Below are 12244 nucleotides of genomic sequence, written 5' to 3'. Positions count from 1 at the left end.
CCTTACAAAATGCCCGACTTCCAGATCATCTGACACGCCGCGGCAAGTACAAAAAGCAGCACCAACATGCGGAATGCGCCCGGCGGCAGTTTGTCGCGAAGCGGCCGCACAAGCAGGATGCCGATAATCACAGGAACACTTGCCGCCGTCGAAATAGCAATATCGCTAAGACTCGTATGAGCGCCTCCGCTGAACGTGAGGATCAGGGTGAGGATGGATACAACAAGGATGATTGCGATCTGTTTCGTAAATGCCCTGCCTGTTGCGCCTGTCGCGATCAGGTACATCGCAAGCAAAGGGCCGGGAACCGACGCAATGCTTTCCATCACGGCCGCACCAAATCCGAACACAAGGCCCGCGGGCTTGGCCGAGCGAGGCGATAGCGTGAGCTTAGGCGCCGCGAGCAACAACAGCGCGGCAAGCATCAGCAAACAACCGGCCGCGGCTTGCGCGCGATGCGGTGCGAGTGAAATCAAGACCGTTACGCCGACGATATTTCCCAGGACGGTACCAATCAGCGGAGTCGCAATACGGCGAACCGTCGGCAGCATTTCACCGCCTTCCAGTGCTTGCGGGATATTGCCGAGAATGATGGGCATTGAAAGAAGCAGTACTGCCTGCTTGATCGGCAAGAACTGACTCAATATGGGCATGGCGACAAGCGGCACGCCGATACTGACAATCCCTTTGACCATGCCGCCAAGCACGAGTGCGACAACGACCCCGAGCACTTCGGGCATAGTGAGCGCATGAAGGCTAGCGCCGAGAACGCCGTCAGTGAAATTGATTTGAGCCGCCGTGTGAATGAAAGATGTCGCGTGAGAAGTGCCGCAGCCGCCCTGCAATATGCAGCGACCCCATTTTATGGCTTAGCGTTTTGAAGCGCCGTTATTTTAGCGCGGCTGCGTGGATGCATCGCCTAAGTGGTTCGGCTCACTGGTTGCGCAAACGTTAGCGCGATCGTTGCCTCGCTGACGCCGAAACCATGCCGGCATGCGCTCGCTTGTTTCTTTGCGCTCTAGCTGGAAAATCCCGTCGGCGGCCGCGGTCGAAAGCCCGCAATCACGGCGTTGGCATCCGCGAAAAACACGTCCGGGAAAACCGTTGAGATTTGTGTGAGCGCAGTGCGAGCCGCCGTTAGCATCAGCGACAACTGCTGGTCCGACGCCGACTCACCGAACAGCAAGCGCTGCACGAGTGCAACGCCGCCGCCCCTTGCAAAGACGCGCAAAACGTAGCCAAGGGAGGAATTGGTCAGCATCTCGGCGCCGTAGGTGTCGGCAAGCGCCGTGAGGATAGCGAGTTCCACCTTGTTCGGCCGACGAGGCACACGACGCTCTCCCAGACCCGACCCGCTTGCTGGCATATTGCCGCTCGACGATGACGAGAGTTGCGAGTCAATCGGGCTCGCTGCATCGAGTGCTTGCACCCCCGACTTTAGCCCAGCCCTGAATGCTGAAATGGCGGCATCCATACGAAGCACGAGACGAGCGGTCTCCTGGCTGGCTTGATCGGGCGTAGGTTTGGACATGGGGGGACTCAAGTCGATGATGCTCAACTCTACACCGGAAATGCGTATCCCATTCCACCGCGTGAGCGAGCTTTCTCAGAGCCGGATCTAGCTCCCATTGTTGCGGACAAATGAGCATGAACCCGGCAACCCTGTAAGCGCTTAGGCATGCTTTTGCACGAGGCGAACAATGGTGTTCCAACTGCGTGTGGTAACAGGAACGCCTAGGCGCTTTTCGAGAAATGCGTTCGGACTTCCTGTCGAATTTCCGACCTTGATACTGACACTAAATGCCTCGGAATCAGTCAATTGAAGCACCTTTACGTCGCGACGTCCGGACTCAAGGGGTAGCTGTGCAACGGACAAGCCATCTGTTGCATGAAGGAAGGACGCACAACAGGCGTGGACGCTACCGGGATCGATTTCCACGAAGGGCTCCAGAGCGATGAGCTGAGTCAGGTACTCGATGGTGCGCATGAAGCCCGGCTCTTCAAGCCCACACGTCCCATGAAGAATCTCGCAAGCATCATTGAACACCCTAAGCGCTTGTCTGCCAGAGCCTGTTGTGAAAACCATCGTGCCATTGGTCAGGAACGAAGACGCTGACGCTGCGCCGGCGGCCACGAACGCTTCTTCGAACTGGACCTTGGTCGGGCAATTCGGTCGTCCGAGATTCAAGTTACGAAAGAAGGCGACGTGTTTATTCACTTTGTCTAAACGACGCGAGAAGAGAGCGAAAACAATTTTGATCGAACTTGGACGTTGCTCAATCTTTATTTAGTTTGCAAAGCAAGTATGAGGAAATCGACGAACGACTTAACGCGTGACGTTGTTTGCAGATGTTGCGGAACGACCGCATAAATATCGGCATCGGGCGTCCGGTAAGCCGGCAATACGTGTATCAATCGGCCGTCGCGCAAATACTCGGCGATGTCCCACTCTGCACGCATCAGGATGCCGTGACCATCGAGCGCCCATTTCACAGCGATCTCGCCATCGTTCGTAGTGAGGTTGCCCCGGACGCGTATAACCTCGGCTTTCTCCTCCCCGCCCCGCCCCGTCGTCAGCCGCCAGATACCGTAGCCATCGTCGCCCTGGCGTATGCCTATGCAATTGTGCTGCGCAAGATCCTGAGGATGCCGGGGCAGTGGATGATCAGCGAAATAAGCCGGTGCTGCACAGAGCAGGCGCCGGTTTGGCGCGACCAGCCGGGCAATGACACGCGAGTCCGGCGCCTGGCCGAAACGCACGCATACGTCGAAGGCGTTTTCGCTAAGGGGAGGAGGATCGACCGATAGCTGCAACTGCACGTCGACCTCAGGGTACAGCTTCACAAATCGCGATATAGCGGGAGCAATGTGACTGCGTCCGAAACCCAGCGTGGCGTTGACGCGCAACAGCCCGCTTGGCGCAACGGCCGCCCTGCCAAGAAGCTGCGCAAGCTCATCCATTTCAGTCAGGATTCTCCGCGCTCGGGCCGCGTAAAGGTCGCCCTCGGGCGTGAGGCTCATGCGGCGGGTCGTCCGGCTCACCAGCGCGACGCCTGTGCGCGCTTCCATCTGGGAGAGGTGCTTGCTGACTGCCGCCGTGCTTAATCCCAACTCGCGCGCAGCAGCTGTCAGGCTGCCACAACCCGCCAGGATGGAGAAAAAACTCAAGTCTTCTGCCTGAATTGGAGAGGTCATTGCGAGGTCGCCGGCAACTTCATTATTAACTCAAAGTTAAAGACAGTTTAACTCCCGCAGCGTTTCGCGGCGCCATTGCGCTTTAGCATGCCCAGATGTTTTCCAATTCCAGAGACCAGAGATGAAGAGTTATCGGATCGCGACTATTCCCGGAGACGGCATTGGCAAGGAAGTCGTGCCAGCAGGACAGGAAGTGCTGGAAGCGCTGGCCGCGCAAACGGGCCAATTCAAGTTCGAGTTCGAAAACTTCGCCTGGGGTGGTGACTACTATCGTGAGCACGGGGTGATGATGCCCGCTGACGGCCTCGATGCGATCCGGGACAAGGACGCGATTCTGTTCGGCTCGGCAGGCGACCCTGCGATCCCCGACCACGTCACGCTCTGGGGTCTGCGGCTCAAGATCTGTCAGGGCTTCGACCAGTACGCCAATGTGCGTCCCACGAGAATCCTGCCGGGTATCGATGTCCCGCTTAAACGCTGTGGTCCGACTGATCTCGACTGGGTCATCGTCAGGGAAAATTCAGAGGGCGAATATTCAGGGGTGGGCGGCCGGGCGCATCAAGGCCATCCTATCGAAGTCGCAACCGACGTTTCGATCATGACGCGAGCAGGCGTCGAACGAATCCTGCGCTTCGCTTTTCGCCTGGCGGCGTCGCGTCCGCGCAAGCTGCTGACCGTTATCACCAAGAGCAATGCGCAGCGTCACGCAATGGTGATGTGGGACGAAATCGCCCTCGAAATTTCGAAGGAGTTTCCCGATGTCATGTGGGACAAGGAACTCGTCGATGCCGCCACTGCACGCATGGTGAACCGCCCTGCAACGCTCGACACGATTGTCGCGACCAACCTGCATGCCGACATCCTGAGCGACCTGGCTGCTGCGCTGGCCGGAAGTCTCGGCATCGCGCCGACAGCCAATCTCGATCCCGAGCGCCGCTATCCGTCCATGTTCGAGCCGATTCATGGTTCAGCCTTCGACATCATGGGCATGGGCCTGGCGAATCCTATCGGTACGTTCTGGTCGGTCGTCATGATGCTGGAGCATCTTGGCGAAATGGACGCAGCACGCGCAGTCATGGCGGCTATTGAACACGTGACGGCGAATCCCGCAACGCATACAGCCGACCTGGGTGGCACGGCGACGACCCGGCAAGTCACCGACGCGGTTTGTGCATTTCTTGCAGCGCATGCGCCGCAGGTTGCCTGAACCTGCGTGGCGGAAATGTGTGTCCGGTGTATGCGTTGCATGCAATGTTGGAAGCGATGGTTCGACCTCACGGGTAAAGCAAATCATGGCGAACGCATGTATAGAAACGGCTCCTGCCCCTTCCCGGTTCAGGAGCCAAGGTTCAAGGAGACTTCCAATGTGGTTTGTCGGAAAAAGCGAGCTTCTCTCGCTAATCGAACGTCATTGCCTCGATGAGGTCATGCCCGCATTCAGCGATCACCGGACGGTTCGAAAAAATACAACGATCTACAGACCTGAAGACCTGAGCAATCATGTCTATTTGCTCAAAAGCGGAAGCGTCCGGCTCTTCAGGCTGACCGAAGACGGGCAAGAGATCACGCTGTCGTTTATCAAGGCGGGCATGCTGTTCGGCGACGGCGACGTTCTGAACGAGGCCAATTATTCCCATCATGCGCAGACGCTTGCTCCCAGCATGATTTGCTACATTCGCAAGGCTGATTTCAAACAACTGCTCGCCCGCTACGACGTAATCAACGACTTCGTCTTGCGAAGCCATTACCTCCGATGGCAGGAAGCTCAGCAGCTGATCGAAAACCTGTCCCTGCACGACGTGCGCAAACGCCTGACGAACATTCTCGTGATGTTCGCCGGTCAGATAGGCGTCGAATTCGACTGCTTAAGTCAAGCAGATGCAGTCCTTATCGATCTGCCTATTCCGCAAGACAAGCTCGCCGAATTCATTGGTACATCGCGCGAATCCGTCAACCGGCACTTCAACGACTTGAAAACTGAAGGGCTGACAGCCATGCACGAACGCAAGATCGTTCTGACGCCCCTCTTCGTTGCGAAATTCCTGCGCAACAAGCAGCCGCCAAAACAGATCATGTTACCGGCATCGTTCACTGCGCCCTCCTTGAACGTTCGGGCCGTCAAAGCGCCGCTAGCGCGCGTTTAACCGCTTCGACGCCGCTGCGCGGGCTGGACAGCACCGGAACACGCAGCGTGCCAAGCGTGGGGATGAGACGCGCCATCGACACTTGCGCGAGCACGACGACGTCGACTTGATCGGCGAGCGCGACGATTGTCTGCTTGAGAATCTCGTCGTGCAGCGCACCCTCCCCGCGAAGCAGCGCTTCGAACGCCCCCTCCGCGATCCGCTCGGTCACCTCGACCATGCGGCCGAGCTCACCCGCCTTGCGCCGGATCAGCCGCACCGTGGGGTCCAGCGTAGTGGCTACGGTTGCGACCACGCCGATACGCGGGCCGATCGCGCTGGCCTCTTCCGCCATCGACTCGTCGATCTTTACAATCGGCGTGCGGATCAATTCTTTTAACGAGTCCGTCGCCTCGCCGACCGAAGAACACGCATTGACGATGATGTCCGCGCCCATTGCCTGCGCATTCAACATGTAGCTATAAATGCGGCTGGCGACTTCCGGTGTCAGATGCCCCGCTGTACGGACGTCATTCAGCAGGCTGTCATCCATGATGTTGATCACGCGCGCGTGCGCGATCAACTCGCTGAGTTGTTCCTTGATCGGTAGAACCGTCACGGGTCCCGTATGAATCACAGCTATCGTTGTCATGGTTTTCCGTTCAATGTGTAAAATCAAAAATCAAGCGGTCGCTGCGGCCATCACTCGTTCCTGGGTCGCTTGCTCACGCGTCATCTCGCCATTCAACTGTCCTTCACGAACAATCAGGATCCTGTCGCTGACTGCAAGCACCTCCAGCAAATCGGACGAAATGACAATGATCCCAATGCCTTGCGAAGCGAGCCGCGCCAGCAATGCGTGCACTTCCGCCTTAGCGCCAATGTCAATGCCACGTGTTGGCTCGTCAACAATCAGGACCTTGGGATTTCGCGCGACCCATTTAGCGATCACGATCTTTTGCTGATTTCCCCCGCTAAGATTGACGACCTTCTGTTCATTGTCAGGCGTCTTGATGCCGAGGCTGCGCACGAATTGTTTGCAGCTATTCTCTTCTTTAGCGCGTTGCAGGAACTGGAAGGGTGAATAGCGCTTCAAGTGGGTCAGGCTGAAATTTTCCCGCACGCTCATTCCGAGCACGAGCCCCTGCGCCTTGCGGTCTTCGGTGACGAAGCCAATACCCTGTTCAATTGCATCGTGGGGACTGCGGATGGTCACCGGCTTGCCGTCGATGGCGATACTTCCCGTGCAAGGACGCATGCCGAAAATCATCTCCATGATCTCCGTACGCCCTGAACCGACCAGTCCCGCAACGCCCAGGATTTCGCCGCGGTGCAACGTGAAGCTGATGTCCCGTATCCGCGCTTGCGCGCCCTTCACCGCCCGCAACGACAAGTCCCGGACTTCCAGTACAGCCTCCTTGCTTGCGTGCGACACGGCGGACCCCGGGTATAGATCGCTTAACTCACGATCGACCATCATGCGAACCAGCGAATTGCGGGTTACGTCTGCAATCGGCGAGGTATTGACGGTACGACCATCACGAAGCACCGTCACCTGGTCGGCAAGCTCGAAAATTTCCTCCAGCCTGTGCGAGATGTAGACCACCGCGATGTTGCGCTCACGCAAGCGCTTGATCAATCGAAGCAGCGTGCGCGTTTCATGATGGCTGAGCGAAGCAGTCGGCTCGTCCATGATGATGACCTTTGACTGATACGCAAGCGCCTTGGCGATCTCGATCATCTGCTGCTGCCCGACGCTCAATTCGCTCACGCGCACGGATGGGTCGAGATCGAGTTCGATCGTTTCAAGCATCTGTCTCGCTTCGCGGTCCATGCGTGCCCGGTCGAGCAAACCAACGCGATTGCGTGGCTCCCTGGCGAGAAACAAGTTTTCTGCCACGCTAAGATTTTCGACTACCGACAACTCCTGATAAATGATGCCGATACCCAACGCGCGTGCATGATTGCTATCGCGCAGCGCGATTTCCTTACCCTCGATGAGGATGCTTCCACCTGAATCCGGGCTATAAACACCCGTCAATATTTTCATCAACGTGCTCTTGCCAGCCCCATTCTCCCCGGCAAGTGCTAACACCTCGCCTTGCCGGATCTGAAGGTTGACGCCGTCGAGCGCCTTGACGCCGGGGAACGTTTTGGAAATGTTCCTCATCTCCAGGAATGGCGCTGCCATGGCTCTCCCTTGCTCGTACCGAGCTTACTTGGTGTAGCTTCCAAGATTATCTTTAGTCACGACCGTCACGCCCGTATCGATGTCCTTAGGCGCTTCTCCCGTACCCTGGATCTGCGCCACCAGATTGTTCACCGCAAGCGAACCCATGGTGACAGGCCGCTGAACCATGATCCCTTGAATCGAGCCATCCTTAAGCGCCTTTAGCGTGTCGGGAAGATCGTCAAACGCAAGCACTTCGAGCTTGCCTTTCATAGCGCCGAACTCTTTCGTGTTGAGCACCTTTGACACGGCTGGTCCACCGACCTGGCTTACCCCAAAAATGCCCTTCAGTTGCGGATGGGCCCGCAGGGTTGTCTCGACAACCGAAACACCTCTGGCGAGGTCATCGTCCGTGCCCTGTGTTTCCACAATCTTGATGCCCGGGTATTTCGCCAGCCCCTTCTTGATACCGGCGATACGTTCATTGAGATTCACCGCACCGAGCTGCCCGGTCACTATCGCAACGTCACCGGATCCGCCAAGTGCCTTGCCCATCGTCTCGGCCATGGTCTCCCCCGCCGACTCGTTGTTCGTACCGATGTACATCGACCGGCCGCTCTTGGGCGAGTCAGAGTCGAACGTCAGTACTTTTATGCCGCTCTGTTCGGCGCGCTTCATCACGCTCTCGACAGACTTGGGTTCGTTGACCGAGATAGCAATGCCGTCTACGTGCTTCGATATCAGGTCTTCAATGATCTTTACCTGCGTCGAACCCTGGGTGTTTTGCGGCACCACCCATTGATACTTGACACCCGTCTTGTCGGCGGCCTGTTGTGCGCCCTTGTTGCAGTCGTCGAAGAACGGCACAGCCACCTTTGGAATGACGGCGACAGAAATATCCTTTGCGTCCTTGGCCTGAGCCGACACGCTCAGACATAGTGCCGCGGTGGCCACGCCGACGCTCATTACGGTGCGAAATGTCATATCCATTTTTGTCTCCGGTTTTGTTTTAGTGGTGTTAAAAAATCAGCGAGAGGCGGGTTTCAATGTCCTTCTCCTCAACGTCCCTTTCGGCGGACACGCCAGATGTCGATACTGACCGCGATCAGAATGACGCAACCGGTGATGGCTTGCTGTGCGTAGGTATCAATGTTCAACAGCACGACCCCGTTAGCGATGATTCCCGCCAACGCCGCGCCAATAATCGCGCCCTCTACGCTGCCAGCGCCTCCCGAAAGACTTGCGCCGCCGATCGCAGCTGCCGCAATAACATCGAGTTCTGCTCCGAAACCTGAGGCCGGCTCCGCCGAGACAAAGCGCGAGAAACTGACAATGCCGGCGATAGAAGCAATGAGCCCTGAAAGGGCATAGACAATGAACTTGACGCGAAAGGTGCGCACGCCGCTCAGGCGTGCCGCCATCTCGTTGCCTCCCGTGGCATACACGTGCCGGCCGAAACGGGTCTGACGCATCAATACGGAAAAACATATGGTCATGAAGATCATGATGACCACGGGAAACGGCACTAACCCGAGATACCCTTGTCCGATGAACGTGAAGCTATCCGGAACATCAGGCGTAACCGGAACGCCTTTGGTGATCATGTACATCAGGCCCCGTCCAATGCTCAATGTGCCCAGCGTGGCAATGAAGGGCGGCAACTGGATCCAGGTGACCAGGAATCCGTTGAAACAGCCGACGGCGAGTCCCACGAATAGTCCTGCAAACACAGCCGTGACAGGACCGGCACCATGCTGGAAAGCAAGCGCCGTCACGAGCGACGATAAGCCCATCACGGAGCCCACCGACAGATCGATACCGCCCGTGATAATGACTAGCATCATCCCGATGGACATGATCGCAATCAGCGAAAATGACCTGAACACGCCCATCAGGTTGTTCGTCGTCAGGAAATAAGGAGAAAAAATGCTGATCAGGATTCCGACCAGCAGCAATACCGAAAAAATATTCAATTCCCGGATCTTGAGCCAGCCACGCAGCGTGTCGGAGAGACGCGTCTGGACAGGTTGCGAATCCTCTTTGGACGATATTGCAGCCACCGATGTCTCCTTGATTTAATTCTCGTTGAGGCAGATCGTAGGTTGCCGTCCGCCATCGTGTCTGTGACGAGCGTCATACATTGGTGTCGGGGTTGTCCCTGATGCGTGTGGCCGCGCAACTATGAAGTTCGTCACAGAACCTGTCCCTGCCCGGAGGTAACATCTGGTTCTAACGTCGAGCCCCAACAATCAGACCAGGAGTACATCGTATGACGAAGAGAGTAATAGTGACCGGCGGCAGCGGGCTTGCCGGGAAATGGGTGGTCGAGGATCTCGTCTCGCATGGTTATGAAGTGTTGAATCTCGATCGCGTACCCATGGCAAAGCCCATAGCACGTACCTTGATTACCGACCTTACCGATGCAGGACAGGTTTTCAACGCGCTGGCTTCGACCACCGTGCTAAAAGAGTTCGACGATGATCTCGAGCCCAAGCCCATTGACGCGATCGTCCATTTTGCCGCTATTCCCAGGATCCTCATTACCACCGACAATGAGGTATTCCGCATCAACGTGATGTCGACCTACAACGTGCTCGACGCTGCATCGAAGCTGGGTATCAAGAAAGTAATCGTTGCCTCGAGCGAGACGACCTATGGCGTGGTGTTTGCACACCGGCACCGGGACCCGGAATACTTTCCGCTGGACGAGCAATATCCGGTCGATCCGATGGACAGCTATGCCATGTCGAAGGTGATCAACGAAGTCACCGCCAAGGCGTTTCATGCGCGCACGGGCGCGGATATTTATTGCTTCCGCATTGGCAACGTACTTGATCCTGTCGACTATCAAAAATTCCCGACGTGGTCCAAGGACCCGGGGCTGCGCAAGCGGATTGCGTGGAGTTATATCGATGGACGGGATCTGGCGACGGCATGCCGGCTTGGCATTGAAAAAGACGGGCTTGGTTTTGAGGTCATGAACGTCGCAGCTGACGACGTATCTTCTGACCAGCCGACGGCGGAGTTGTTGAAGCAGTTTTATCCCAACGTGCCCGTCAAGAAGCAGCTTGGCGAATTCGAGACCCTGCTGAGCAATGAGAAGCTGAAAAGGCTGTTAGGCTGGCAGCAGAAGTATCGATGGAGGGAACAGGTTGCTCAATAGGCTCGCGGCTACGTTTGCTTCAGGATCGCAGTTCTTTAGAACAACTTCCGAGCGCCCAAGCGTGCGATCGGAAGTCGTTCTCTGCTAGCTCATTTCGGAGTGCGTTCCGTATTAGAACTTGTGACGTATGCCAACGATCAGCGCCGTCTGCACATCGGTTGACGAATTGCTCAGGTTGCTGATTGCCGCGACCGCCGTTTTCCCGGTCGAATCCTTGCCGCTCGCGTGCTGGTAGATGCCGACCACATACAGGTCCGTACGCACGGAGAGCGCATAGTTCGCCGCGAGATTCACCTGACTGTAGCTCGCCCCGGAGATGCTGCCGATCGAACTGCCGCGTGTATAGGTGAACGCGGTGCCTAATTGCAAGGCCGGTGTCACCAGATAGGCCAGGTTGATTTCCCCGAGGTTGAAGGTCGCGGTCCCCGTCAGTTTCTGCGGATTGAGGCCTGCGCCCGCCTCGGCGCCGATGTCCTTGAACTGGACATTGCTATACACGCCGCCAATGGTCGCGTTGCCGATCTTGTACGCGGCGCCCGCCGAAACGACCTGCCATGTATGGGCCGACGCGAAGCCGCTATACACCGGGCTGGACATATTCAGCGCCGAGGTTGATGTAGGTGAGTTCGCGTTGGGATTCGAGCCGAAGACCGAGAAGTTCGGGTCGCGTGCGTTTTCGTATGACACGCCAAGCGCCAGCGGGCCGTTGTCGTAGCCCGCGCCGAACGCATAGATCTGGTTCTGCGTAAACTCTCCCGCCTTGCCGCCGAAGCTGTAGAAGCCGCCGAAGGTCAGGCCGCCATAGTTGGGACTGGCGTACTTGATCGAGTTGTTGATCCGGTTGGTGTTGTCGAGGTTGTCCATGTCGCCCGGGTGCGAGCCGTAGATGCTGCCCCATTCTTTCAGCGTCACCAGCTTTTCGGCGTTGCCCGATTCGAAGCTGCCGACATAGTCGCCGAGCAGGTCGTATTGGCGACCGAGCGTCACGGTGCCCATGGGACTCGCGAGTCCTACATACGCTTTGCGTCCGAACTCCGCGCCGCCTTGGCCTAGTGTGCCGTTGTCTATGTTGAAGCCGCCCTCAAGCCGGAAGATCGCCTTCAACCCGCCGCCCAGATCCTCGGAGCCGATCATGCCCCAACGATCGCCCTGCAGATTGCCGGAACCCAATTCGTATTGTCGGCTACCCTTTGAATTCGAATTGAACACGAAGCCGTTGTCGAGGAGCCCATAGAGAGTCACCGAACTTTGAGCGTGTGCAACGCCGCACACCGACATGCATGCGGCAATTCCCAGGATTTGTTTCTTCATCGCCCCACTCCGAAGATATCGTGAAATAGATCAAACAACGTGAAAACCAGGCCCTGTAAGCAGGATTACGAAGAATCGTAAGTGTGCAATTTCTGCTAAGTAAGACCAGTTTCCGAGATCACGATCGGTATTGGAGATCGGCGAGGTTTGGGGGCTACGGGGAAGTGATGGGGTCTTTCGTTCGCACTCGGGGTTAGTGGTCGGGGTTGGTCTTGGAGTTGGTCTTGGGGTTGGTCTTGGGGTTGGTCTTGGGGTTGGTCTTGGGGTTGGTCTTGGGGTTGG

The 12244-nt window shown here is 57.0% G+C and carries 12 protein-coding genes; 3 read left to right on the top strand and 9 right to left on the bottom strand.

Going from position 1 to position 12244, the window contains the following annotated elements; genetic code table 11:
* Positions 1-2: 2 nt before the first annotated feature.
* The 4 genes from ACSQ83_RS31340 to ACSQ83_RS31325 all read right to left on the bottom strand — a co-directional run bounded on the left by ACSQ83_RS31340 (position 3) and on the right by ACSQ83_RS31325 (position 3195).
* Positions 3-740: a TSUP family transporter gene (locus ACSQ83_RS31340; protein WP_414953814.1), complete on the bottom strand. Its 738-nt coding sequence runs from the start codon at positions 738-740 to the stop codon at positions 3-5.
* A 278-nt stretch (positions 741-1018) separates the two neighbouring features.
* Complete coding sequence (locus ACSQ83_RS31335) at positions 1019-1531, bottom strand: hypothetical protein (RefSeq protein WP_414953815.1); 513 nt, start codon at positions 1529-1531, stop codon at positions 1019-1021.
* Positions 1532-1672: 141 nt separating this feature from the next.
* The gene (locus ACSQ83_RS31330) at positions 1673-2218 is read right to left on the bottom strand and encodes a DUF1697 domain-containing protein (RefSeq protein WP_414953816.1); all 546 of its coding nucleotides are present in this window, start codon (positions 2216-2218) and stop codon (positions 1673-1675) included.
* A 65-nt stretch (positions 2219-2283) separates the two neighbouring features.
* On the bottom strand, positions 2284-3195 hold the full coding sequence (locus tag ACSQ83_RS31325; RefSeq protein WP_414953817.1) for a LysR family transcriptional regulator: 912 nt from the start codon (positions 3193-3195) through the stop codon (positions 2284-2286).
* 121 nt (positions 3196-3316) lie between these two features.
* Here ACSQ83_RS31325 and ACSQ83_RS31320 point away from each other — a divergent pair, with 121 nt between their 5' ends.
* Both ACSQ83_RS31320 and ACSQ83_RS31315 read left to right on the top strand, forming a co-directional pair.
* Positions 3317-4402 carry a tartrate dehydrogenase gene (locus tag ACSQ83_RS31320; RefSeq protein ID WP_414969589.1) on the top strand — a complete coding sequence of 362 codons (1086 nt, stop codon included), beginning with the start codon at positions 3317-3319 and terminating at the stop codon, positions 4400-4402.
* A 157-nt stretch (positions 4403-4559) separates the two neighbouring features.
* Positions 4560-5339 (top strand): Crp/Fnr family transcriptional regulator, encoded by a 780-nt coding sequence (locus ACSQ83_RS31315; RefSeq protein WP_414953819.1) that lies wholly within the window; start codon positions 4560-4562, stop codon positions 5337-5339.
* On the opposite strand, the gene ACSQ83_RS31310 is transcribed toward ACSQ83_RS31315, so the two are convergent.
* From ACSQ83_RS31310 to ACSQ83_RS31295, 4 genes are all read right to left on the bottom strand, one after another.
* Entirely contained in the window at positions 5314-5970 is a 657-nt protein-coding gene (locus ACSQ83_RS31310; RefSeq protein WP_414953820.1) for an aspartate/glutamate racemase family protein, read from the bottom strand. The genes ACSQ83_RS31315 and ACSQ83_RS31310 overlap by 26 nt on opposite strands.
* A 30-nt stretch (positions 5971-6000) precedes the next feature.
* Positions 6001-7509, bottom strand: a complete 1509-nt coding sequence (locus ACSQ83_RS31305; protein ID WP_436230799.1) for a sugar ABC transporter ATP-binding protein — start codon at positions 7507-7509, stop codon at positions 6001-6003.
* A 24-nt stretch (positions 7510-7533) separates the two neighbouring features.
* Positions 7534-8454, bottom strand: coding sequence for a sugar-binding protein (locus ACSQ83_RS31300; RefSeq protein ID WP_436230817.1), 921 nt, complete (start codon positions 8452-8454; stop codon positions 7534-7536).
* Positions 8455-8546: 92 nt separating this feature from the next.
* Positions 8547-9548, bottom strand: coding sequence for an ABC transporter permease (locus tag ACSQ83_RS31295; protein WP_414953822.1), 1002 nt, complete (start codon positions 9546-9548; stop codon positions 8547-8549).
* A gap of 209 nt (positions 9549-9757) precedes the next feature.
* Between ACSQ83_RS31295 and ACSQ83_RS31290 the strand changes: the two genes are divergently transcribed.
* Positions 9758-10651 (top strand): NAD-dependent epimerase/dehydratase family protein, encoded by an 894-nt coding sequence (locus ACSQ83_RS31290; RefSeq protein ID WP_436230798.1) that lies wholly within the window; start codon positions 9758-9760, stop codon positions 10649-10651.
* Positions 10652-10762: 111 nt separating this feature from the next.
* On the opposite strand, the gene ACSQ83_RS31285 is transcribed toward ACSQ83_RS31290, so the two are convergent.
* Positions 10763-11962 (bottom strand): porin, encoded by a 1200-nt coding sequence (locus tag ACSQ83_RS31285; protein ID WP_414953824.1) that lies wholly within the window; start codon positions 11960-11962, stop codon positions 10763-10765.
* Between the last annotated feature and the right edge of the window lie 282 nt (positions 11963-12244).

Source organism: Caballeronia sp. LjRoot29 (genome assembly GCF_964252755.1).
GTDB lineage: Bacteria > Pseudomonadota > Gammaproteobacteria > Burkholderiales > Burkholderiaceae > Caballeronia.
The sequence above is the reverse complement of the archived record's forward strand: the minus strand, read 5'-3'. Positions and strand labels throughout refer to the sequence as shown.

Bases quoted from the DNA above. Each gene is read 5' to 3' on its own strand.
- ACSQ83_RS31340 (WP_414953814.1), bottom strand. From the start codon at position 740: ATGCCCGAAGTGCTCGGGGTCGTTGTCGCACTCGTGCTTGGCGGCATG.
- ACSQ83_RS31335 (WP_414953815.1), bottom strand. From the start codon at position 1,531: ATGTCCAAACCTACGCCCGATCAAGCCAGCCAGGAGACCGCTCGTCTC.
- ACSQ83_RS31325 (WP_414953817.1), bottom strand. From the start codon at position 3,195: ATGACCTCTCCAATTCAGGCAGAAGACTTGAGTTTTTTCTCCATCCTG.
- ACSQ83_RS31320 (WP_414969589.1), top strand. From the start codon at position 3,317: ATGAAGAGTTATCGGATCGCGACTATTCCCGGAGACGGCATTGGCAAG.
- ACSQ83_RS31315 (WP_414953819.1), top strand. From the start codon at position 4,560: ATGTGGTTTGTCGGAAAAAGCGAGCTTCTCTCGCTAATCGAACGTCAT.
- ACSQ83_RS31310 (WP_414953820.1), bottom strand. From the start codon at position 5,970: ATGACAACGATAGCTGTGATTCATACGGGACCCGTGACGGTTCTACCG.
- ACSQ83_RS31305 (WP_436230799.1), bottom strand. From the start codon at position 7,509: ATGGCAGCGCCATTCCTGGAGATGAGGAACATTTCCAAAACGTTCCCC.
- ACSQ83_RS31300 (WP_436230817.1), bottom strand. From the start codon at position 8,454: ATGAGCGTCGGCGTGGCCACCGCGGCACTATGTCTGAGCGTGTCGGCT.
- ACSQ83_RS31290 (WP_436230798.1), top strand. From the start codon at position 9,758: ATGACGAAGAGAGTAATAGTGACCGGCGGCAGCGGGCTTGCCGGGAAA.
- ACSQ83_RS31285 (WP_414953824.1), bottom strand. From the start codon at position 11,962: ATGAAGAAACAAATCCTGGGAATTGCCGCATGCATGTCGGTGTGCGGC.